Raw genomic sequence first — 22,399 nt, 5'->3', positions numbered from 1 at the left:
GGCAGGGGGTTTCCCCGCCGCCGAAGGTCCGGTTCGGGAGGATTGTTGCGGGTTCAACGCGCCTCGAGCGGCGTGGTCGCACCTATGACGGACAGCAGCTGTAGTTTCTCGTAGCTTTCGCTTCCTGGTACCGCTGTGTAGACGAGCAATAGATTCGATTGGTCCGGGTCCAGAAGGATTTGACAGTTCAGTTCCAGTGGTCCGACGGTCGGGTGTAGGTATCGCTTGACCGCTCGTGGTTTGATGCCGACCTCGTGGTGTTTCCACAGGGTGCGGAACTGCTCGCTTTCGGCGGTGAGCAACTCCGCGAGATGGGCAGCTTTGGATGTCGGCCCACGGACTGCGAGCACGCCCCGAAGACCCGAAACATACATTCTCGACAAGAACTCGTGGTCCTCGGCAGGGTGGATGGCACGGGCCGCTGAGTCGGTGAACCATCTGTATCCGATGCTGCGCGACGGTCCGGTGTATCGAGTCAGGTCGCCTACGAGCGCGACACCGAGCGGAGTCTGGCGCAACGTTTCTCCGAGTTCGGTGACGATCTCGGCCGGAGTGTCGTCGGTCAGTCTGTCGAAAATCCGCATCATGCCCGGACTGATGAACTCGCTGTCGCCATCTCGGCTCGGCGGCTGGTGCCCGGCTAGGCGGAAGAGATGGTCGCGCTCGTCCCGCGACAAGTGCAGGCCCTGCGCGATAGATGCGACCATCTGCTCGGAAGGCTGCGGGCCGCTTGCTCTTTCGAGACGCGCGAAATAGTCCGGGGACATGTGACACAGCGCGGCGACCTCTTCGCGCCGCAACCCACGAGTTCGACGACGTTTGCCACGCGGCAGACCGACATCCTCGGGCTGCAATGCCTGCCGTCGGCCAAGGAGGAACTCCGCGAGTCCCGCTCGATCGATCATATGTACATCTTCCCCTTCTCCGCCCGGACGCGGTCTCTCAGCCACTGATCGTCGAGTCCTGGATAAGTTCCGTAGCGAGAGGAAGGCTTGTCCTGAGGTACCGAAGCGGTGCACAACGCAGGTCGACATCAGGAGTAGCCCATGGTGCGCGAGAATTACGACATCGCGATCCCCGACCTTTCCGGTAAACGAGCGGTCGTGACGGGAGGAAGCGATGGCATCGGACTCGGTATCGCGACGATGCTCGCCGGCGCGGGCGCCGAAGTCGTCCTGCCCGTCCGTAATCGCCGCAAAGGCGAGGCGGCCATTGCGAAGATCCGCGAGCAGCACCCTGACGCGATACTTTTTCTGCGCGATCTGGACCTGTCTTCGCTGGCGTCGATCGCGGCGCTCGGCGACCAGTTGCGTGCCGACGGTTCACCGATCCATTTCCTGGTGAACAACGCGGGCGTCATGACCCCGCCCGAGCGGCAGGCCACGACCGATGGATTCGAGCTGCAGTTCGGCACCAACCACCTCGGTCATTTCGCATTCACCGGCCACCTCCTACCACTCCTACGCGCCGGTCACGCGCGGGTGACCACGCAATCCAGCATCGCGGCCCGCAACGCCGAGATCAACTGGGCAGACCTGAACTGGGAACGGAAATACGACGGAATGCGGTCCTACCGGCGATCCAAGCTTGCGTGTGGGCTGTTCGGGCTCGAACTCGGTCGCCTCAGCCGCGCGAAAAATTGGGGAATCACCAGCAACATCTCTCATCCCGGTGTCGCACCGACAAGCCTGCTCGCAGCACGCCCGGAAATCGGACGGACCGGCGACACCATGCAGGTACGGATCATCCGTTGGCTTTCGGCGCACGGAATCGTCGCGGGAACCGTGGACAGCGCGAAACTTCCCGCGCTCATGGCCGCGGTCACTCCTGAATCCAAAGACGGTGGTTTCTACGGTCCGCAATGGCCGGGCCGAGTCGGCGGCCCGCCCGGAGAGCAGAAGCTGTGGAAACCACTGCGCGACGCCGACAGCGCCTCGCGACTGTGGAAGATCTCGGAGGATCTGACCGGCGTTTCGTACGGGTGAGCGGTTTGCGAGAATTTCCCCGTTATCGTCATACACTGCTGGAATACCGTATTTCCGCAAGCGTGTCCCCCACTAGCTATGGAGGGTTTTCATGCGTGCTGTTTCCGTTCTCGCGACAATGCTCGGGTCCGCCGCCCTATCGCTCGCGCTCGTGGCCACACCGGCCGAAGCAGAATCCACCGTAGGCACCGACGCGCTGGTTTCCTTCGACTTCGGGCCGGGAAATACCCGCACCGAATGCCACAGCGGCCGGTTCCCTTGTGAGCCGACAGAATTCAAATGCGACAACGACCGGTGCGTTCAGAAACAATGGCTGTGCGACGGTGACGACGACTGCGGCGACGGGAGCGACGAACGCAACTGCCAGTAGCGCCCGAGTTCGCGAACCGGTCCGGGACCCACTAGCTTCGGTCCCATGTCGGTTGGTGCGCGCGAGCTCGCGGAGTTCGAGAACTCACGGGCGCGTTTGGAGGCGATCGCGTATCGCCTGTTGGGCTCAACGAGCGATGCCGAGGACGCGGTGCAGGACACCTTCGTGCGCTGGCACGCCGCGGACCACGAATTCGTCGAGACGCCCGCCGCCTGGCTCACGAAGGTGCTCACCAATATCTGCCTCAACCAGCTCACGTCGGCGCGGGTGCGACGGGAGGCGTATGTGGGCCAGTGGTTGCCCGAGCCGGTTTTCGCCACCGACCCGATCGCGGGCCCGGCCGACACCGTCGAGCAGCGCGAATCGGTGTCGATGGCCGTACTCACCCTGATGGAACGACTCTCGCCGAAGGAACGCGCCGTCTACGTATTGCGCGAGGCATTCGGCTACGCGCACAACGAGATCGCCGACATCCTCGATATCACCGAGGTCAACAGCTACCAGATCTATCGGCGTGCCAAACAGCACGTGACCGACGACCGGACCCGCGTGCACATCGACGAGGCGGCCGCACGAAAGGTGGTCGAGGAATTCCTGGCCGCCACGCTGAGCGGCAACACCGAGTCGCTGATCCGGTTGCTGACCGACGACGCGATCAGCGCGGGCGACGGTGGTGGCGTGGTCCCGTCGCTGGACCGCCCGATCACCGGCTCGCTTCAGGTGGCACGGTTCCTGCGCCGCCTGTTCGTGCCGAACGAGCACAAGTGGGCGATGATCGGCGGCCGCGCCAATCTGTACGCCGCGATCGCCAATGGTGTTCCCGCACTGGTGATCGTGGCCGCCGACCGCATCGTCGCCCTCATCACCTTCGAGGTGACGACCGACGGGATCGTGGCCGTGCACACCCAGGCCAACCCGGCCAAGCTCGAGCGCGCAACCCGGCACTGGGCGACAACCCCGCACGCCGACCCACTCCTCACCGGATGGTGACCTAGATCACATCACGCTGCTGTCAGGTTTCGCCTCGCTGCCCGGTTCAGGAAGCGAACACCACCCGGACAGGAGTGAGACCATGAAGCATCGCATCGTCGTTCTCGGCGCCGGCTACGCCGGAGCCAATGCCGCCGGACGTCTGGCCAAGCGGCTGCACCCGGCCGACGTCGACATCACCGTCGTCAATGCCGACCCGGAGTTCGTCGAACGGGTCCGCATGCACCAGCTCGCGGCCGGGCAGGACCTGAGGAGCCGCCCGCTGACCGAGGTCTTCGCGGGTACCGGGGTGCGCGTGCGACTGGGGCGCGTCACCGCGGTCGATGTCGACCACAAGACGGTCACCGTCGATGACGGCGACGAGATCGTTTACGACACAATGGTTTACGCCCTCGGCAGTATCGCCACGGCCGACGCGCCCGGTGCGGCCGAGCACGCGTACGACATCGGGGGCAAGCAGTCCGCGCTCCGCACTCGTACGCGGCTGGCGAGCCTGGGCGCCGGTGCGACCGTGCTGGTGGTCGGCGGTGGCCTCACCGGCATCGAAGCGGCGACCGAGATCGCCGAAGCCCGAACGGATCTCGGGGTCGTGCTTGTCGCACGCGGCGGCCTGGGCGACTGGCTGAGCGACAAGGCGCGCCGACACCTACGCGCCGCGTTCGACCGGCTCGGCATCACGGTGCGCGAGCACACCGATATCGCCCGGGTGCTGGAGAGCGGTGCCGTCACCTGTGACGGTGATGTCATCCATGCCGAGATGACGGTGTGGACAGCAGGTTTCGCGGTCCATCCGATCCCCACGGCCACCACCTTGACCGTGTCGGACACCGGGCGGATCGTCGTCGACGAGACGATGCGCTCGATCTCACATCCCGACGTCTATGCCGTCGGTGATGCCGCACTCGCCCCCGGCGCGGGCGGTGACCCGCTGCGCATGTCCTGTGCTTCCGGTGTTCCCACGGCGTACCAGGCGGCCGACGCCATCGCCGCCCGTCTGACCGGACGCGCGGTGCCGCGCAACGATATCGGCTATACCGGCCAGTGCATCAGCCTCGGCCGCCGCGACGCCATCGTGCAGTGGGTGACCCCCGACGACCGGCCCAAGTCCTCCGCGCTCACCGGACGACCGGCCGCGCGCCTCAAGGAATTCGTCTGCAAGAGCGCGGCCTGGAGCGTTTCGCACCCGACCACGATGATGCCGTCGCGCAGGCGACGCATCACCGCGGCCTCGCCGAACTCCGCGCACACGGCCTGATTCGCCGCGCCTCGTCCGCGCATCCGGGCCGCTATTTCGCCGGTGCGATGTTCTGATTGAGATGGAACAGGTTGGCCGGGTCGTAGGCCTTCTTGACGGCCGCCAAGCGGTCGTAGTTGGGCCCGTAGTTGGCGCGGATGCGGCCCTGGTCGTCGGAGGCCATGAAATTGATGTAGCCACCGTCGGCGGTATGCGGTTCGAGCGCGGCGTGGTAGCCGCGCACCCACTCGATGTTGGCCTCGTTGTCGACCGGATCCGGCCACATGCCCGCGATGACCGGGGCGAAGTTCGCGGTCCGGTAGGCGAACGCGGTGTCTTCCGCCGCGACGTCGTGGACGGCGCCGTCGATCGGGTACAGGTGCATGGTGGACTGCATGGCGGGCACCCGTGGACCGAACTCCAGGTGCGCGGCGAGGGCGCCGTCGGTCAGTTCGGGTTGGAACGCCGCCTTCCAGTAGTGCTGCAACCCGGCGGGCAGCAGCGCGTCGAACGCGCCGTTGAGAGCCGGGTAAGGCATGCGGCCCACATGCTCGGCGACCGGTGCCGCGACAGCGCGCAGCTCCGCGAGCAGTCCTTCGGCCTCCTCGTCGCTGCCGTTGAAGCACGACACCAGGAGCACGAACGGCTCACCTACCCGGTCTTCGGGGATGAACGGCAGCGGCGGGGCGATCTGGAAGGCGGGGAAGGCGCCCATCGCACGCGGTGCCGCGGCGATCCAGTCGCGGTAGGTCCGCAGCAGTTGTTCGGCGGCTTCGAGCTCGAAGAACATGGGTCCGCCGTAGATGGTGTCCACCGGGTGCAGGTCGAACTCCATCTCCGTCACCACACCGAAGTTGCCGCCGCCACCGCGCAACGCCCAGAACAGATCCGGGTGCTCGGTCGCGTTCGCGGTGACGAAGGTGCCGTCGGCCAGGACGACGTCGGCGGATCGCAGGTTGTCGATCGAGAGCCCGTAGGCGCGGGCGAGGTAGCCGATGCCGCCGCCGAGCGTCAGGCCGGCCACCCCGGTGGTCGAGATGATGCCGCCGGTGGTGGCGAGGCCGAATGTGTGTGCGGCGTGGTCGAAGTCGCCCCAGGTGCAGCCCGCCTGGACCCGGGCGATCCGCCGCTCGGGATCGATGCGGATGCCCTTCATCGCGCTGAGGTCCAAGACGATGCCGTCGTCGACGGTGCCGAAACCGGGCACGCTGTGCGCGCCCGCACGCACTGCGAGGTCGAGGCCGCTCGCCCGGGCGGTGTCGACGACGACGCGCACGTCGGCGACGTCGACCGCGCCGACGATCGCGAGGGGTTTGCGGTCGATCATCCCGTTGTAGACCGAACGGGCCTGGTCGTAGCCGGGTGACTGCGCGGTGATCACCTCGCCGCGGACCGCTTCGAGCATGGTCAGTGCTGGTGTGCCGTTCATTTCTGCTCCCTGGGGGTCGGCCGGTGCGGCGGTCAGCCGAACAGGCGCAGGACGTGGTCGTGGAACTGACGCATCTGCGCCACCGGGCCGACTTCGAGGAAGACGGCTCCCCCGGCGGAGGTGGCGGTGTGCCCGGCAGGCCAGTGGTAGACCTCCCCCGCGGCTGCGGTCTCCACCGTGCCGTCGGCGTGCTCGAGCCGCAACGATCCTTCCAGCACGATTCCCCAGTGCGGGCTGGGGCAACGGTCGTCGGGGAGGCCCTGCAGGACCGGGCCGAAGTCGGTTTCGGGCGGCACGCTGGCGTATCGGACAGCCATGTCACCCCATTCGATGTACCGGGTGGTCAACTCGCCCTGGGCTACCTCGATGGGCAGGTCTTCGATCCTCGTGGCCATGGCGTGCTCCTCGGTCGGCGTTACCTGTGACGCTACGGAGAACCGGTGCCACGCACCTGACCTGATCTGATCGGATCGACGTGGGCGCGAGGGGGTCAGATCGGACTATCTCGGTGGTCGTCGAATCCGGCTAAGGTCGAGGAGTGACCGAATCGGCGTCGCCGAGCAGCGGTACGGCCTTCGTCGGTCGCGGCGCGGAAGTCGCGCGGCTCGAGGCCGTGTGGGCGGCGGTCGAGAGTGATCGGCGGCAGGTCGTCTTCGTCGGCGGTGAACCGGGCGTCGGCAAGACCCGGTTGGTGAGTGAGGCGGCCACCGCGTTGCGCGCGCAGGGTGCCACTGTGCTGTGGGGCGCGTGCCGCGAGGACCTCGACATCCCGTACCGGCCCTTCGTCGCGATTCTCGAGCAGGCGATCGAGCAGGCCCCGCCCGAAGCTCTGCGCGCTGTCGCGCCCGCCGCGGCTGCCCCGCTGCTGCGGCTCACCACGAGCGTGTCGCGGTACTGGCCGTCGGCGCAACCGAAGCCGGGTGACCGGGACTCGCGACCTGCCCTCTTCGACGCCCTCATGCGGGTCTTGCTGGCGGCCGCCGAGCGCTGCCCGCTGGTGCTCGTCCTCGAGGATCTGCACTGGGCCTCGGAGCCGACGTTGGCGATGCTGTCCCATCTGGTCGAGTCCACGGCCGGTGAGCGGTTACTCGTGCTGGCGACGCTTCGGACGACCGCACCGGACCGCACGGATGCGGTCAGCTTCGCCCTCGCCGATCTGCATCGGCTCGACGGTGTCGCCCGGATCGACCTCGCCGGGCTCAGCACCGAGGAGGTGGCCGAGTACCTCGTCCGGGCGGCCGGGGTGTCGCGGGGGTCGGCGCTGTCGGCCGCGCCGGTACTGCGTGACCACACCGGTGGGAATCCGTTCTTCCTCCAGGAGTACTGGCACGACCTGGCGACCCGCGGCGGCTTGACCGCGGTAGGTTCCGCTGTCGCCGCACCGCGATCGGTCCAGGACGCGCTGGCCCGTCGGTTGGCGGCCTTCGATGTGGACCACGCGCGGGTGATCGAACTGGCGGCGGCCGCCGGTGATGTCGTCGACCCCGAGATCCTGACCGACGGACTCGACTCGAACCAGGTCCTCGCGGGAATCGACTTCGGTGTGCGCGCCGGACTTCTCGTCGCGGGGACCGCGGACGGCGAGTATCGCTTCGCGCACGCCCTCGCTCGCCAGGCCGTGCTCGACCGGATGTCGGCGGGCGATCTCGCGGCCGCGCACGCCAGGGTCGCGGTTGCCCTCGAGCAACGCGACCCGACCCGGGTGGCCGCGCTGGCTCATCACTATTTCCGGGCCCGTGCCCTCGGATACGCGGACAAGGCGGTGCACTATCTGGTGCTCGCGGCCCGCCAGGCCGAGCGCGGCATCGCTCATCGCGAGGCGGCGGCGCTGTACGAGCGGGCCGCGCAGGCGCATGCCGCGCACGGCCCGACCCGGGTCGAGCTCCTCTCGGCGGCGGCGCGCTGTCGCCTGCACGGCGGCGACTTCGACACCGCCCGTCGGCTCTACGAGGAGCTCGCGACGGACGGGGATCCGCGCGTCCGGCTGGCCGCCGCGATCGGGCACGAGAACGCCTCGTGGCGGCCCTCCGCGAGTGGTCAGCGCTCGCTAACGCTGCTGAGCGAGGCGCTGGGCGCCGCCGCGCTGGATCCCGGCGACCCCCTGTCGGTACGCGCTCACGCGAGCATGGGTCGCGCCGCGTCGTTCACCGGCGATTCCCGGCGGGCTCGCCGGATCGGTGAGGATGCGTTGTCGCGGGCCAGGGTCATCGGTGATCCGGAGCTGCTCGCGCACGCTCTGTGCACGACGCTGTGGCAGGGTATGCGCCCCGATCTGGCACCCGAACTGCTGGCACGAGCGATGGAGCTCAACGACATCGGGGCACGCCTCGGTGACGACGACTACCGGGGACCCGCCGCCTTCCACCGCGCGGTGTTCGCCTACCTGCTCGGCGACGCGGTGGCGTGGAGCAGCGCCCAGCGCGACCTGACCGAGTTGGCGTTGGCTCGGGGTCAGCCGTTCTTCCGGTATGTCGCCGGATGCTCGCGCTGCGCGCACCGGTTCGCCGTCGGCGACTTCGCTGGCACCGAGCGGATCATCGACTGGCTCGACGACCAGTTCGCCCAGGAGTTCGGCGGCGCCACCGAGGGCTCGTGGGGTGTGCAGCAGTTCATGCTCCGGCGGGTCACCGGTGGCTTGGAGCAGGTTCGTCCGCTCGTCTCCGGCCGCGAGAGCTTCGACGATCACTGGTTGCCGGGACTCTTGGCGCTGTACACGGAACTGGAGATGTGGCAGCCGGCCGCACGCCTGCTCACCCACCTGTGCGAGCGCCTCGCCGATCACCGTTTCGGCGCCCAATGGGCGGGCGTGCTGGCCTTCGCCACCGAAGCGGCGGTACGGCTGGACGACACCGAGGTGGCGGCGACACTGCGCCCGTTGATGGCCGAGTACACCGGCGCCAATCTGATGGCCGGTGCGAGCGTGGCGGTATTCGGCAGTGCGGATCGCTATCTCGCCGAACTCGACTCGGTGCTCGGTGCAGGCAGTGCCGACATGCACTTCGAGCACGCTCTCGCGATGGACCGCCGGATGGGGGCGGTGACTCACCAGGCCGAGACATTGGCGGCTTGGTACCGGCACCGGCTCCGTCGTCCCCCCGCCGTGCCCGGACCAACCGCCGCCGACCTCGCCACCGAGGCACGCGCGCTGGCGCGGCGGATCGGACACCGTCGCATTCTGCGGGATCTGGACGCGGACCCCGCGCCACACTGCGAGCACGTGACGCTGCCCAACGGGTTGACCGATCGCGAGGTGGATGTGCTGCGCCTGGTCGCCGACGGGCTGTCCAATCGCGAGATCGGCGAACGCTTGTTCATCAGCGCCAATACCGCCGCCAACCATGTACGCAGCATCCTGATCAAGACGGCCGCGCCGAATCGGACCAGGGCCGCCATCTTCGCCACCGAGCACGGACTGCTCTAGCCGATGGTCGGGCCGTCTGCTGTCGACAGCGGGGCGAAGGCTCCGTCCGGGGTGATGGTGCCGGACAGTTCCATGATGGCGTCGGCGGGGATTCCGGCCCTGACCGCGGCGGCGCGGATCGCCTCGACGTTGTCGGCCTCGTAGAGGCAGAACGTCTTGCGTTTGTCCAGCGACAGAAACGAACTGAGCCAGCGCACCCCGAACTCGTCGTTGATCCGGTTGATCTCCGCGGCGGTCTCCGGGGCCACTTCGAGCTGTTCGGCGAATTGCCGCTCCACCATGAATATCGGCATCGGACGCCCCTTGGTTGTGCTCGAGCGCGGCCCACACGGTGCACCGGTCCGAACGGCGGTCCCCGGTTTTCACGGTACTCGATGCCCGACCCTCCGCACAGCCTGCAGAGCCCCGCCGTCGCGGCGGACCACGCTCGACAGATGGCCACGACGGCGCAGTGAAAAGCCCGGCGACCTGCGGTGAACAGCGCTACCGAGCCGAACTCACCGAGCGGTGCTGCCTGGTCGGCCGGAGCCTCGTGCACCCGCCCGTGATCCGGGTGGTGGCATCCCGACGACTTCGCCACAGCGGTCATGGGCCGATGGGACCCGGCTCTACGAGTTCGTCGAGAAGTACACGAGCGTGGACGAGCATCGCGTGGGCACCGCCGTGGACGACGACACCAACGCGCTGTTCGCCGGTGAGTCGACCCGCCTGGGCGCAGGCATCGAATACCAGCGTTTCACCTTCGACCGCTACGTCGCGAACACCCAGGTGACCATCGGCGGTGCGCCGGTCGAGTCGGACGCGCTGTGCTACCAGAGCGTCGGCACGCTGGAGACCGACTCCCCGTATACGGCTGCCCTGCACGCCACCGACGGCGACCCCACCTCCCACGACCTCGACGCCGCGATCACAGCCGCCGAGAACGCGGGTTCGCCTGCCGCGGTGATCGCGACTCTCAACCCGCTGGGTCAGCTCGTGATGCCCAACCGCTATCCCACCGTCGTCGGCCGGATGCCGGTGGTCCTGGTTCCCGGCCGAGTGGCCGACGACCTCGCCTCGAAACCGGTCCACCTGCGCTTCTCCGCCGGGACAATCGCGGGCTCGAACACGAACGTGATCGCCACCTTCGCCGCCGACAACGCCGACGCCGAACCCCTCCTGCTGGCGACACCGCTCAGTGGCTGGTTCGGTTGCGCGGCCGAACGCGCGACCGGTATCGCGGTCGCGCTCGCGGAGCGCTTCGCCGGCCGGCACCCGGTGGTCGTCGTCGGAGCGCCGGGACACGAGATCCTGCACCACATCGGTTTGCAGCACTACCTGCGCACCTTCGACATCGATCCCGCGCTGATCGTGCATCTGGGCGCCAATGTCGCACTGGAGTACGGAAAACACCCGACGCACCGCTCGAACTCGCCCCTTCGGTGACCGACCAGCACCACATCCCGGCTGTCGGGCGTTCACTGTTCGTCGGGATGGACGAAAGCCGTTACCACACCCCGGCCGATACACCACACAACACCACCTCGCCCGAAGCGCTCGCCACCGTGGCCCGAGCCGTCGGCACGGCCGTCGAGAACTACCTCGACCAGAGCTGATCTCGATCTGATGCCGAAGCGGGCCCGCATGCCGTCGGTCGGGCTCCCGTGCACCCGGCAGGCCTGGTGTCGCCGATGTCTGCTCGCGACGGGCGTGCTGCGATAACCGAGTCAGCCGGCGGTCGGCATATGGTGGCCGACCCGCCCGACGGCGTGCAGGATCTGGGCGTTCGCCACGTCGGCCGGGGTGTCCGCGGGGATCACCAGCAGGGTGAGGTGCACGCCGTTCGCGCCGGCGAGGTGCATGGTGTCGGGAAGCTGGCCGATATCGGGGGCCCGCAGTTCGACACCGTCGGGGCGGTCGATGCGGCGCTGGTTGCGGCTGGTCACGTTCCAGTCGAAGCTGATTCGCGCCGTCCGGCCCAGGCGGGGCGTGAGGGCGCTGATCAGATCGTGGAGTTCCGCGGTGAGGTTCTCCGTCCTCGGCCACCAGGCGCCGTCGAACAGCTCGGCATGACTTTCGGTGCCGCGCAACAGGAGTCGCGGCGTCCGGGTCGGTTCTCCGAACGGTTGCCGATCGTTGTCCGCAGTGTCTGTCGCCTGGGGATCGAGGGCGGGGGGCGGGCCGTCCTCGGGGTCGGCTTCGGCCGCGGCCATCAGGGATTCGTGGGCGATTCGGGCATCGGTGCCGGAAGGGATCACCTGCAGCACCATCATGGCCGCGCCGCGCCCGAACACGTACATCGTGTTCCACAGCTCGAAATGATAGGCATCGAGCCGGACGGTCTCCCCCGCGACTGTGATCCGAGAAGGTGCGGACGCCCAGCAGGAGGGGTCGTACACGACGCGCCAGACCGGGCCCAGCCGTACCCCGAGCACGGCGAGCAAGTCGGGCAGTTCAGCCGACAGGTCGTCCGAGCGCGGCCACCAGGCACCGTCGATGTAATGGTCGGCCGCAGAACGCGCCCGTATCCGCAGTCGCGGCGTATAGAGCGGGGGAACCTCGTGGCGGGCGGGTGCCGCGTCGGGATGACGACTTTCGCGAAGGCGCATGACGATCGGTCCTTTCGGCCGGGATCCGAGGAATCGGTATCAGCTCCGGGGACCTGTACATCCTCCAGTAGACGCCTCGGGCAGCTTGCTTGTCAACGCTGTAGGTCTACACTTGCAACGAAACTGGATCAGACGGAGGTGCCCTCGTGGCCGAGGATTCGACAGATGGCGCCCGCCGTCCCGCCAACGCGGTGACCAGGGCGTCCGTGCTCACCGCGGCGCTGATGATCGTCGATCGCGACGGCGTCGACGCACTGTCGATGCGGCGGCTGGCCGAAGCGGTCGGCCGGGACCCGATGGTGATCTACCGTCACCTGCCCAACAAGGCAGCCGTGCTCGACGGCGTGGCCGAGATGGTGTTCGAGCAGCTGGTGGTCGATGCCGACGATCCGGACTGGGCGGCACAGCTGCGAGCGGTGGCGCGCTCGTTCCGCGCGTTGGCGCTGGCGCACCCGAATGTTGTGCCGCTGCTGGCGATCCGGCCGCTGTCGACTCCCCTCGGTATGCGCCCGATCGCGGTGGTCCGACCACTCGAGAGCATCCTGCGGCTGCTCACCAATGCCGGGTTCTCCGGCGCCGACGCGCTGCACGTCTACCGCGCGCTGTTCGGATTCCTCTACGGTCACGTACTCAACGAACTCCAAGAGGTGATCGAGCGGCCGGAGGAATCGGACGAGGTCCTGCGGCTCGGCCTGCACCGGCTCCCGATCACCGAGTTCCCGCTGGTGCGGGCACTCGCGCCGGTACTGGCCGCCTACGACGGCGCGGCCGAACTCGAGCGAGGCCTGGACATCCTGCTCACCGGCCTGACCTCGACCCTGAGCCACCTCTCGGGCTGGACACCGTCCGGTTCGGTCCCGCCGCTGATCGGCGGACCCCACGTCGACATCGACCGGGACCACCCGCAGGTGTAGCCGATGGCTGTCCCGGCGCACGCCGACTCCGTCACACAGCGGTCACCGTGGGCATCTATACCGTTAGTCTACGGTGTAGACGTCTGCTGTAGATGGACGTATAATCAGCAGTACGACCAGCGAGGAATCATGGCCATCACCGAAGTCGCGGTCTACGCGCACCTGAGCAAGGCCGATGTCGAAGCCCTCGGCGAGGAACTCGACACGATCCGGCGCGACATCGAGGAACGGCGCGGCACCCCCGACGCCGTTTACATCCGGCGCACGATCGCCTTCCAGCGCATCCTCGACGCGAGTGCGCGACTGCTTCTGGCGGGTGCCGGCTCACGACTGGGCTGGGTCGTCGGCACCTCGGCGCTGGCCGCGGCCAAGAGCATCGAGAACATGGAGATCGGCCACAATGTGTCGCACGGCCAATGGGATTGGATGAACGATCCCGAAATCCATTCCCGTACCTGGGAATGGGACATGGCCGGAGTATCGTCGCAATGGCGCTACTCGCACAACTACCGCCATCACATGTTCACCAACGTGGTCGGCATGGACGACGACGTCGGATTCGGCGTCATCCGGGTGACCAGAGACCAGCAATGGCGACCACGCCTGCTCCTGCAACCGCTGCAGAACCTGCTCCTGGCAGCCACGTTCGAATGGGGCATCGCCCTGCACGGGCTGTATTCCGAACGCGACCGCGCCGCGACCGCCACCGAGAAGACCGCGCACACCCGGGCACTGCTCGGCAAGATCGGCAGGCAGACGGCCAAGGACTATCTGCTCTTCCCGATCCTGAGCGGACGGCGCTGGCGCCGCACCCTGGCCGCAGGCATCACCGCCAACGCGCTGCGCAATCTCTGGGCTTACGTCGTGATCTTCTGCGGCCATTTCCCCGACGGCGCAGAGAAATTCACGCCGGACGCGATCGAGCACGAGACCCACGGCGAGTGGTACCTGCGCCAGATGCTCGGCACCGCCAACTTCGACGCCGGCCCGATCCTGGCCTTCCTCAGCGGCCACCTCTCACACCAGATCGAGCACCACCTTTTCCCCGACCTGCCGAGCAACCGATACGCCGAGATAGCAACTCGGGTCCGCGCACTCTGCGACAAATACGACCTGCCCTACACCACCGGTCCACTGCCCCGGCAGTACCTGCTCACCCTGCGTACGATCCACAAACTCGCCCTCCCCGACACCTTCCTGCTGGCAACCACCGACGACGCACCCGAAACCGCCTCCGAACGCAAGTTCGCCACCGCGGTCCCCGCCGAGCCGGGAACGATCCGGCGTGGCCTGCGCACCGCACTGCGCGAAGTGAGCGCTCGAGGACCGGGCGGCCTCCGTCGTCGCGGCCACGGTGGTCAGTAGTCGAGGACGTGTTCGGGCTGGCAGACGTACATGGGTGACGGCAGATATCGGACGACCGCGTCCAGGAGTGCGGCGATGTCGTCACTCGCACTGGGTGCGTCGCACAGGATGGGAACGATGTCGCCGTTACGGGTGCGGCCCCGGATGCGGTTGTGCAGGTCCCGGACGGTGAGGCAGTCCGGCTTCACAGGGTCCGATTCGGTCAGCGTCTCGACGAGCGCGCGGCACCAGCGCTCGGCTGACTCCCGATGTTGTCCGGCAGCCCCGAGCACCGCGGCCGAGACCAGATCGATGACACCGCCGAAGTCGTCTCCGGTGCCGACCGGGACCTGTAGTGCCAGCGGCGCTGCCCCGCGAGTGTCGGCGATCGTACGAATACAGCGGTCGAAGTCGGCAGTGGGTCCGCCGAGCCCGGTGACCAGGCACAGGCGCGCGACCTGATGGTCGTCGGCGACCCGCAACATGGTGTCCAGCCGCGGCGCGCTCTGCGCGGCGGCGTCCACGACCACGACGACTCCGTCGGCTACCCGAATGCAGCGTTCCAGGTCGGCGATGAGCGCCTCGTTCGACGGCGCGGCGACGCGAATCGTGTGCTCGGCACCGTCCGTCGACCAGCGGACGGTGTCATCCGTGGCGCCGAAGCACCGGCGCAGGCGGTGGGTCAGCCGGGTCGCCCCGGCGGGATCGCCGATGATCGTGACATTGCGGATCCACTGCGGGTCAATAGCTTTGGTGCCCATCGCGCTGCGGTACTCCAGATCGACGTCATCGCATCCTCGACGCGCCAACCGTACCTCCACCCGAGCGGCGCCGGATCGGAATTCCGCCCCAAAGTAGAACGTGTTCCTATACCGTCGGCCACGTGCAGAAAGAACAACGCCCCGCCGTGGCTGACTGGTTCACTGCGGACGACGGTCAGGTACGCCTCAAAGGCACCCGCTGCAACGACTGCGGCACACCGTACTTCCCGAAGAACACGCTCGCCTGCCGCAATCCGCAGTGCACAGGTACCCACGACGGCTCCGAGCTCGTCGAGTATCTGTTCTCTACGCGTGGGCGGATCTGGTCGTACGCCGACGCTCGGTACAAACCGCCAGCGCCCTACGTCTCGGCCGATCCGTTCGTGCCCTACGTCGTCGCGGCGGTGGAGCTCGAGGTCGAGCAGATGGTGATTCTCGGACAGGTCGAGCGCGGTCTCACCGTGGACGACCTGGCCGTCGGCATGCCGGTCGAATTGACCGTCGGCACGCTGTACGAGGACGACGACGCCGAGCACACGGTGTGGATGTGGAGGCCGGTCGATGACTGACACCAACGATCGCGACATCGCCGTCCTCGGCGCGGGCATGCACCCCTGGGGCAAGTGGGGCCGCAATTTCGTCGAATACGGTCTGGTGGCGGCGCGTGCCGCGCTGGCCGATGCCGGGTTGGACCACCGCGACGTCGGCTACATCGCCGGCGCCGACACCATCCGCAACGGTTACCCCGGCTTCGTCTCGGGCGCGACGTTCGCGCAGGCGCTCGGTTGGTCGGGTGCGCAGATCTCGAGCAGCTACGCCGCGTGCGCCTCGGGCGCACAGGCCATCGCCAACGCGCGTGCCCAGATTCTGGCCGGACTGTGCGAGGTCGCGCTGGTAGTCGGCGCGGACACCACCCCGAAGGGGTTCTTCCAGCCGGTCGGTGGCGAGCGCCGCGACGACCCGGACTGGTTGCGCTTCCATCTGCTCGGTGCAACCAACCCCATCTATTTCGCGCTGTACGCCCGCCGCCGGATGGCCTTGCACGGCGCCACCCTCGACGACTTCGCCGCGGTCAAGGTGAAGAACTCCAGGCACGGCCTGAACAACCCGAACGCCCGCTACCGCAAGGAGGTCTCGGTCGAGGAGATCTCCGCCTCGGCGATCGTCTCGGACCCGCTGCGGTTGCTCGACATCTGTGCGACCAGCGACGGTGGCGCAGCCCTGGTGCTCACGTCGATGGACTACGCCCGTCGCCACGGCGTCACCGATCCGGTGCGCATCTCCGCGCTGTCGACGGTCACGCCGACGTTCCCCAAGACCGTGCTCGATCTGCCGGACTTCTCGACGGACTCGGCCGTGGCCGTCGAGCCGCCCTCGCGCACCTTCCGGTCGGCCATCGCGCACGCCGCCTACGAAGAGGCCGGGATCGGTCCCGAAGACCTGTCCCTCGCGGAGGTCTACGACCTGTCCACCGCGCTGGAACTGGACTGGTACGAGGACATCGGGCTCTGTGAGACCGGCGAAGCGGAGGCCCTACTACGTAGCGGTGCAACGACGTTGGGCGGTCGGGTACCGGTGAATCCCAGCGGGGGCCTGGCCTGCTTCGGCGAAGCCATCCCCGCTCAGGCGATCGCCCAGATCTGCGAACTCACCTGGCAGCTGCGCGGTCGGGCCGAGGGCCGCCAGGTGGACAACGCCCGCACGGGCATCGCGGTGAACCAGGGCCTGTTCGGCCACGGATCGGCGATCATCGCGATGCGCTGACCCACGGCGTCGTTCCCCGCGCCGCGCAGGATCGGATCCGCGACCTGCGCGCGTGGGGTATCGGCACGGCGCGGATTTCGGGATACTGTTCGGTACCCCATCGACCGGGCGCTTCGACACATCGGAGGACTGCCGTGTCCACAGCGATATCCGCTCCGTCGACGATGCCGGTCGCGCAGGGCACCGAAGGCGGTGGCGCCGCCCTCGATCAGGTCGCGCTCATGACCGGTGCGGCCGCGGTGATCGGCGCGGTGCTGCTGTGGGTGGCGTACCTACACCGCACCCGGCGCATCACCTGGCTGCAACGGCTGGCCGACTTCAGCGGTCGCATCATGAACCGGCCGGGCTGGGTGGCGCTCCCGATCGCGATGTTCCTCGCGACCATCCTGACGGCGTTTCTCGGCTTCATCTGGGATGTGAGCCTGCACGTCGGCAAGGGCCGCGACGCCGGACCGCTGGCGAACCCGGCGCACTACTTCATCCTGGTCGGCCTGTTCTTCCTCTTCATGGCGGGGATGCTTGCCGTCATCCTGCCGCTCGACGAGAAGCCGGGCCGGGCCGCGGTGAAGATCACCCGCGACTGGTACGCCCCCGTGGGCGGCATCCTGATCGCCGGTGCCGGTTTGTACGCGCTGATCGGTTTTCCGCTCGACGACATCTGGCATCGGCTGTTCGGCCAGGACGTCACGCTCTGGGGGCCGACCCACCTGATGCTCATCGGTGGTGCGGGTCTGTCGCTGATCGGCGTGCTGCTGCTCGAACTCGAAGGCCGATACAACCGGCCCGACCCCGCGCGCATCGACGGCCGGGTGTTGTGGGCGGTTCAGGCGTTCGCTTTCGGCGGCCTGGTGATCGGGTTGTCGGTGTTCGGCGTCGAATTCGACTTCGGTGTGCAGCAGTTCCGGCTGGTGCTGCAACCGATGCTCATCGTCTTCGCCGCGACGATCGCCCTGATCTCGGCGCGGCTCACGCTCGGCCCGCTCAGCACGTTGCTGCTCGTGGCCTTCGCCTTCGGTGTGCGCTGGGTCGTGGCGGTCCTGGTCGGCACCGGATTCGAGGCGCCGCGCAATGTGTTTCCGCTCTATCTCGGTGCTGCGGTCGTGGTGGAACTGCTGGCTCTCCTGCCGTTGATCCGCCGACCGCTCTGGTGGGGCGCGCTGGCCGGGCTCGGGGTGGCGACGGTGGGCATCTGGCTGGAATCGCTGTGGATCGAGCGGATGTTCGTCAATCCCTGGGTCGCCGGGATGTGGCCCGAACTGCTGGCGATGGCGGTGCCGGTCGGTGTGGCGGGCGGTGTGATCGGCGCGATGCTCGGCACCGTCTTGCGCGGCGAGCCACTTCCCAGGCCCGCGGTGCGGCGCGGATTGGTGGTCGGCGCGGTGGTGATCGCTGCCGCGGCGACCACGAACGGGCTGATCATCCGCGTGCCGGAGAACGCGTCGGCGACGGTCCTGCTCACCGACGCCGAGCCGGTGCGGGGCGGGCGGATGGTCACCGCTGACATCCGGCTCTCCCCCACCGATCTGATCGGCGACGATCCGGAATGGTTGGAGATCCTGGCCTGGCAAGGCGGTACCGGTGACGACAGTCCCGGCCACGGCCTGGTCGTGGACAAACTGCGTCGCGTCGCCGACGACCATTTCGTCTCCACCCGCCCGGTGCCCGTGCACGGCACCTGGAAAACAGTGCTGCGCCTGCAGGACGGGCGCATGCAATCCGCGCTGCCCCTCTTCATGCCGCTCGATCCCGGCACCGGCGCCGCGGAGGTGGCCGCGCCCGCGAGCTTCACACGGCCGTTCGTCGAGGAGATCTCGGTGCTGCAGCGTGAGCGGTCCTTCGACCATCCGTCCTGGTTGATCGGCCTCGCCGGCCTGGTGGTGCTGGCGTGCAGCCTGGCTTTGATCGCGGCGATGGCGTGGGGCGCCGCGCGCGTCAACGACCGCTACCTGGCGGCGGGCAGCACACCGGATCAGAAGGCAACGGTCGACGCGTGATCCGCGCGGAGAACATCGACATTCTCGCCGACCACTCGCTTCTGCTGGCGATTCCGGCCTTCCTGCCCGCAGTCGCGTTGGTCGGGCTGGTGTTGTTCATCGCGATGCGCGATCGGCGCGCGGAGAAGCGCGAAAACGCGGGCACCGAAACCGAATCCGCGCGGTCCGACCGCAGTGAGGAGAATCCGTGAGCGCTCGTCGACTCCGGCTCGGTCTTGTGACGGTCTGCGCGGGCGCACTGCTGATGAGCTGCTCGTCGGGCGAGCCGACCGTCGAGCCGGTGGAGACAGCACGCACCATCGACATCCGGATAGCCGACGGTGAAGTGTCTCCGGTCAATACGCGCACCGAAGCCGAGGTGGGGCAACGCATCGTGTTGCGGGTCGACAGTGACGCCACCGACGAACTGCACGTCCACTCCGCTCCCGCGCACACCTTTCCCGTCGTCGCGGCCGCGGGCCAGGAGTTCGATTTCACCGTGGCGGTTCCGGGCCAGGTGGACATCGAACTCCACCGACTCGGACGGACGGTGACGACGCTGCTGGTCCGGCGGTGAGCGCCCTCGCCCACGGCCTCAACGGCGCCGCGGACCTGCCGATTCCGCTCAGCTACGCCTTGGTCGGTGCGGCGTGGGCGCTGACCTTCTCGTTCGCGCTGCTGTTCATGGCCTGGCGTCAGCCGCGACTCGACCCGCAGTCGCCGGGATGGCCGCTACCCACCCCGGTGCGCCGGCTGATCGACGCTCCCGTGGCTCGCGGGGTAATTTCCGCGGTCAGTGTGGTGTTCACCGCGTGCGTGCTCGTCATCGCGATGTTCGGTTCCTCCGATCCGGCCCTGAATCCGGTTCCCGGAGTGCTGTATATCGGCGTCTGGGTCGGGGTGATGGTTGCGTCGCTGCTGATCGGACCGGTGTGGAAGGTCCTCTCTCCGGTCAGGGCGATCCACCGATTCGGGTGTCGACTGCTGCGGCGCTCGCCGGAGCACGGAATTCTCCGTTATCGCGAGGAATGGGGCCACCTCCCCGCCGCTGTCGGCCTGTTCTCGTTCGTGTGGCTGGAATTGGCCTGGCGCACACCGGGTTCGGTGACCTCAGTACTGACCTGGCTGATCGGCTATCTGGTCGTCACCTCGATCGGCCTCGTACTGTTCGGCACCGTGTGGGCCGAGCGAGCCGACCCGCTCGAGGTGTACAGCACGCTGCTGGCGCACCTGAGTCCGTTCGGCCGCGACCACGCGGGACAACCGGTACTGCGGATGCCGCTGAACAATCTCGCGGGGACCCCCGGGCTCGCCGGATCGGTCGCGGTCGCCGCGACCTTGCTCGGATCCACCGCCTTCGACAGCTTCTCTACGTTCCCGTGGTGGCGCGAACTGGTCGACGAACTGGCTCCGCTCGTCGACGCGACGCTGGTGCGCACGACCGGACTACTGGTCTTCATCGGGGTCGTGGGCGGACTGTTCTCCCTCGCCGCGCGCGCCACCGGCGGTGTCGCCCCCGCCGATCGCGCGCTGCTCCCCCGACGACTGGCGCTCAGTCTCACTCCGATCGTTGCGGGCTACCTGATCGCCCACTACCTCACGTTTCTCGTCGAGAAGGGGCAGGCGACGGTCCTGCTGTTCGCGGACCCGCTCGACCGTGGCTGGAACCTCGCGGGGCTGGCCGATCGAGACGTGGCCTACGTGCTGTCGAGCCATCCAGGCGTGCTCGCCACCTGCAAGGTGCTCGCGGTGCTGACCGGCCATGTCCTCGGCGTCGCCGCCGCACACGACCGCTGTCTGGTCCTGCTCCCGCCTCGTCACCGGTTGACCGGCCAGCTGGCCTTGATGCTGACCATGGTCGCCTTCACCTTCACCGGGCTGTACCTGCTGTTCGGGGGATAGTAATCGCATCGACTACGACGTCCGCTGGTAGCTTGGCTCTGTGCGCCAAGGGCATTCGAAGCTGTCGGTAGCGGCCTGCCTGTTGGCTGCGGTAGTCGGTCTCACATCCGCCTGTGCGAACACGATCTCCGGTCACGCACAACCGAAGCTCGGGCTCCCGGTCTGCGACGCGGTGGTGATGTTCGTGCTCGACACCTCGCTGTCGATGGAGGCAGGTGATGTGGCTCCTACCCGGCTCGCCGTCGCGACTACCGCGGCGAAGGAGTACGCGGACCAGCCGCCGCCGCGCACGCAACTCGGCCTGATCACCTTCGCCGGAACCGCATCGGTGCAGGTGAGCCCATCGACCGACCGCACCCTCTTCAAACGCGCGATCGATGCCGTTCGGCTGGCCGAACGCACCGCCACCGGCGAAGCGATCTTCACCGCGCTCGCCGCGCTCGGTGCGCCGCAGGCGGTCGCGTCGCTCGAAGGTCCGCGCCGGATCGTCCTGCTTTCCGACGGCAAACAGACCGTGCCCGCCGATCTCGACGATTCCCGCGGCGCCTTCACCGCCGCCCGCGAAGCGAGACGGCAGTACGCCGGGATCTCGGCTGTTTCACTCGGAACCAGCGGTGGAACAATCGAAGTTCCCGAGGCAAACGGCCGCAGCCTGGTCCCGGTGCCCACCGATCCGGAGTCGCTGCGCGAGATCGGCAGACTGTCCGGCGGCGACTTCCATTCCGTGACAACACTCGCCGAACTGAACGCGGTGCTGACCGGCCTTACCTGCACCCCCTGACCGCGTGCGCGGCGAGAAGTGGTGACCACGCTCAGCCGACGTTCGGACCGGAGGAATGCGACACGCAGGCGTTCGTCGGCGGATCACGCCGGCGGGGTCAGGCGGTCGTCTGTGCGTCGCCGTAGACGACGAGCCAGATGGCGCGGCCGAGCGATGCGGCCAGTTCCTCGTCGGTGATGCCCGTATCCGAAGCGAAAGCGACCGTGAGTGTCCGTTCGACCATCGAGGTGAGAACCAGGGCGGTCGACTGCGGGTCGAGTCGGGGCGCTACGCGGCCTGCCGCGCGCTCGGTGTCGAGGCGGGTACACACCAGTTCGGCGAAGCCGGCAACCCTCGTCCGCCAGTAGCGCGCCACCGCGCGGTCGTAGGCCGACACCTCGCTCAGGGCGAGCAGCAGGTAGCGGTGTGCACGGAAGCCGCTGATCATCGCGGCGATCGCCGCGACGACACCGGCCTGCTCGTCGGTGTGTTCGGCGCGCCACCATGTTTCGGCGGCCGCGAAGAGGTCGGCGGTGGCCAGTTCGGCCATCCGGACCAGCAGGCTGCTCTTGTCCGGAAAGTAGCGGTAGAAGGTCGACCGGGCCGCGCCGGACGCGGCCGCGATCCGCTGCACGGCGAGCTCGGTGTACGGCGTGCCGTCTGCGAGCAGGTCCTCCACCGCACTCAGTACCCGGCGCTCGAACTCCACCCGCCGGTCGTCGGAGGATTTGCGGGCCGATCGCGGGACGCGCGTCAGCGAGGGCATCGGAGCCCTGGATCCCGCTCGGCGCCGCGCTCGTGTGCAGGTGGCATGCCCTCATTGTGCCTGCCGCGCCGCGTATTTCGCTCCCGGGAGCGGTACACCTCCGGCAAACATCTTGTGGCCGTGCGGTATTGACTCGGGATGTGACGCAGCTCATCATTCTATCGGACACACTGTCCGAGACTCGATGACCGAGGCGGC

Annotated in this window: 23 protein-coding genes; 16 read left to right on the top strand and 7 right to left on the bottom strand. The window is 68.0% G+C overall.

The annotated features are described in order from the left end of the window. Positions 1-53: 53 nt before the first annotated feature. Entirely contained in the window at positions 54-905 is an 852-nt protein-coding gene (locus NI2_RS07040) for a helix-turn-helix transcriptional regulator (protein WP_084476052.1), read from the bottom strand. 141 nt (positions 906-1,046) lie between these two features. Here NI2_RS07040 and NI2_RS07030 point away from each other — a divergent pair, with 141 nt between their 5' ends. From NI2_RS07030 to NI2_RS07015, 4 genes are all read left to right on the top strand, one after another. Then, positions 1,047-1,985, top strand: a complete 939-nt coding sequence (locus tag NI2_RS07030; protein ID WP_067487626.1) for an SDR family oxidoreductase — start codon at positions 1,047-1,049, stop codon at positions 1,983-1,985. Between the two features lie 91 nt (positions 1,986-2,076). Beyond that, positions 2,077-2,355: a hypothetical protein gene (locus NI2_RS07025; protein WP_084476050.1), complete on the top strand. Its 279-nt coding sequence runs from the start codon at positions 2,077-2,079 to the stop codon at positions 2,353-2,355. Between the two features lie 45 nt (positions 2,356-2,400). Beyond that, positions 2,401-3,345: an RNA polymerase sigma factor SigJ gene (gene sigJ, locus NI2_RS07020; RefSeq protein ID WP_067487622.1), complete on the top strand. Its 945-nt coding sequence runs from the start codon at positions 2,401-2,403 to the stop codon at positions 3,343-3,345. 82 nt (positions 3,346-3,427) lie between these two features. Beyond that, positions 3,428-4,600, top strand: a complete 1,173-nt coding sequence (locus NI2_RS07015; protein ID WP_067487620.1) for an NAD(P)/FAD-dependent oxidoreductase — start codon at positions 3,428-3,430, stop codon at positions 4,598-4,600. A gap of 31 nt (positions 4,601-4,631) precedes the next feature. Here NI2_RS07015 and NI2_RS07010 read toward each other — a convergent pair whose 3' ends face one another. Both NI2_RS07010 and NI2_RS07005 read right to left on the bottom strand, forming a co-directional pair. Beyond that, a complete protein-coding gene (locus NI2_RS07010) occupies positions 4,632-6,008 on the bottom strand; it encodes an FAD-binding oxidoreductase (protein WP_067487618.1) in 1,377 nt (458 codons plus the stop codon). A gap of 32 nt (positions 6,009-6,040) precedes the next feature. Next, on the bottom strand, positions 6,041-6,403 hold the full coding sequence (locus NI2_RS07005) for a cupin domain-containing protein (RefSeq protein WP_067487616.1): 363 nt from the start codon (positions 6,401-6,403) through the stop codon (positions 6,041-6,043). A gap of 143 nt (positions 6,404-6,546) precedes the next feature. Between NI2_RS07005 and NI2_RS35540 the strand changes: the two genes are divergently transcribed. Beyond that, positions 6,547-9,429 carry an ATP-binding protein gene (locus NI2_RS35540; protein ID WP_067487614.1) on the top strand — a complete coding sequence of 961 codons (2,883 nt, stop codon included), beginning with the start codon at positions 6,547-6,549 and terminating at the stop codon, positions 9,427-9,429. On the opposite strand, the gene NI2_RS06995 is transcribed toward NI2_RS35540, so the two are convergent. Continuing rightward, positions 9,426-9,722 (bottom strand): DUF4242 domain-containing protein, encoded by a 297-nt coding sequence (locus NI2_RS06995; protein ID WP_067487612.1) that lies wholly within the window; start codon positions 9,720-9,722, stop codon positions 9,426-9,428. The genes NI2_RS35540 and NI2_RS06995 overlap by 4 nt on opposite strands. A 343-nt stretch (positions 9,723-10,065) precedes the next feature. On the opposite strand from NI2_RS06995, the gene NI2_RS06990 reads away from it, so the two are divergent. Then, positions 10,066-10,854, top strand: coding sequence for a hypothetical protein (locus tag NI2_RS06990; RefSeq protein ID WP_067487610.1), 789 nt, complete (start codon positions 10,066-10,068; stop codon positions 10,852-10,854). A gap of 47 nt (positions 10,855-10,901) precedes the next feature. After that, on the top strand, positions 10,902-11,024 hold the full coding sequence (locus NI2_RS34965; protein ID WP_255284002.1) for a hypothetical protein: 123 nt from the start codon (positions 10,902-10,904) through the stop codon (positions 11,022-11,024). Positions 11,025-11,135: 111 nt separating this feature from the next. Here NI2_RS34965 and NI2_RS34960 read toward each other — a convergent pair whose 3' ends face one another. Then, the gene (locus NI2_RS34960) at positions 11,136-12,017 is read right to left on the bottom strand and encodes a DUF5994 family protein (protein ID WP_243750059.1); all 882 of its coding nucleotides are present in this window, start codon (positions 12,015-12,017) and stop codon (positions 11,136-11,138) included. 191 nt (positions 12,018-12,208) lie between these two features. Between NI2_RS34960 and NI2_RS06980 the strand changes: the two genes are divergently transcribed. Continuing rightward, positions 12,209-12,931 (top strand): TetR/AcrR family transcriptional regulator C-terminal domain-containing protein, encoded by a 723-nt coding sequence (locus tag NI2_RS06980; RefSeq protein WP_371851944.1) that lies wholly within the window; start codon positions 12,209-12,211, stop codon positions 12,929-12,931. A 129-nt stretch (positions 12,932-13,060) separates the two neighbouring features. Continuing rightward, on the top strand, positions 13,061-14,296 hold the full coding sequence (locus tag NI2_RS06975; RefSeq protein WP_067487608.1) for a fatty acid desaturase family protein: 1,236 nt from the start codon (positions 13,061-13,063) through the stop codon (positions 14,294-14,296). Here NI2_RS06975 and NI2_RS06970 read toward each other — a convergent pair. Beyond that, the gene (locus NI2_RS06970; protein WP_067487606.1) at positions 14,290-15,036 is read right to left on the bottom strand and encodes a GTP-binding protein; all 747 of its coding nucleotides are present in this window, start codon (positions 15,034-15,036) and stop codon (positions 14,290-14,292) included. The two genes, NI2_RS06975 and NI2_RS06970, sit on opposite strands and share 7 nt — an antisense overlap. A 122-nt stretch (positions 15,037-15,158) precedes the next feature. Here NI2_RS06970 and NI2_RS06965 point away from each other — a divergent pair, with 122 nt between their 5' ends. The 7 genes from NI2_RS06965 (at position 15,159) to NI2_RS06935 (ending at position 21,456) form a co-directional block, all read left to right on the top strand. After that, on the top strand, positions 15,159-15,605 hold the full coding sequence (locus NI2_RS06965; RefSeq protein ID WP_371851940.1) for a Zn-ribbon domain-containing OB-fold protein: 447 nt from the start codon (positions 15,159-15,161) through the stop codon (positions 15,603-15,605). After that, positions 15,598-16,800 (top strand): lipid-transfer protein, encoded by a 1,203-nt coding sequence (locus NI2_RS06960; protein ID WP_067487604.1) that lies wholly within the window; start codon positions 15,598-15,600, stop codon positions 16,798-16,800. Before NI2_RS06965 ends, NI2_RS06960 begins: the two co-directional genes overlap by 8 nt. A gap of 164 nt (positions 16,801-16,964) precedes the next feature. Continuing rightward, positions 16,965-18,794, top strand: coding sequence for a hypothetical protein (locus tag NI2_RS06955; protein WP_067487602.1), 1,830 nt, complete (start codon positions 16,965-16,967; stop codon positions 18,792-18,794). After that, positions 18,794-18,985 carry a hypothetical protein gene (locus tag NI2_RS06950; RefSeq protein WP_067487854.1) on the top strand — a complete coding sequence of 64 codons (192 nt, stop codon included), beginning with the start codon at positions 18,794-18,796 and terminating at the stop codon, positions 18,983-18,985. Before NI2_RS06955 ends, NI2_RS06950 begins: the two co-directional genes overlap by 1 nt. Beyond that, complete coding sequence (locus NI2_RS06945; protein ID WP_084476048.1) at positions 18,982-19,350, top strand: hypothetical protein; 369 nt, start codon at positions 18,982-18,984, stop codon at positions 19,348-19,350. Before NI2_RS06950 ends, NI2_RS06945 begins: the two co-directional genes overlap by 4 nt. Further along, entirely contained in the window at positions 19,347-20,675 is a 1,329-nt protein-coding gene (locus NI2_RS06940; RefSeq protein ID WP_067487600.1) for a hypothetical protein, read from the top strand. The genes NI2_RS06945 and NI2_RS06940 overlap by 4 nt, the downstream gene beginning before the upstream one ends. A gap of 40 nt (positions 20,676-20,715) precedes the next feature. Continuing rightward, positions 20,716-21,456 (top strand): VWA domain-containing protein, encoded by a 741-nt coding sequence (locus NI2_RS06935; protein ID WP_067487596.1) that lies wholly within the window; start codon positions 20,716-20,718, stop codon positions 21,454-21,456. Between the two features lie 97 nt (positions 21,457-21,553). Here the strand turns inward: NI2_RS06935 and NI2_RS06930 are convergent, their stop codons facing one another. Further along, positions 21,554-22,201, bottom strand: a complete 648-nt coding sequence (locus tag NI2_RS06930; protein WP_067487594.1) for a TetR/AcrR family transcriptional regulator — start codon at positions 22,199-22,201, stop codon at positions 21,554-21,556. Positions 22,202-22,399: the final 198 nt, after the last annotated feature.

Origin of the sequence: Nocardia ignorata NBRC 108230, from assembly GCF_001612905.1 — a bacterium.
GTDB classification, from domain to species: Bacteria; Actinomycetota; Actinomycetes; order Mycobacteriales; family Mycobacteriaceae; genus Nocardia; species Nocardia ignorata.
The sequence above is the reverse complement of the archived record's forward strand: the minus strand, read 5'-3'. Positions and strand labels throughout refer to the sequence as shown.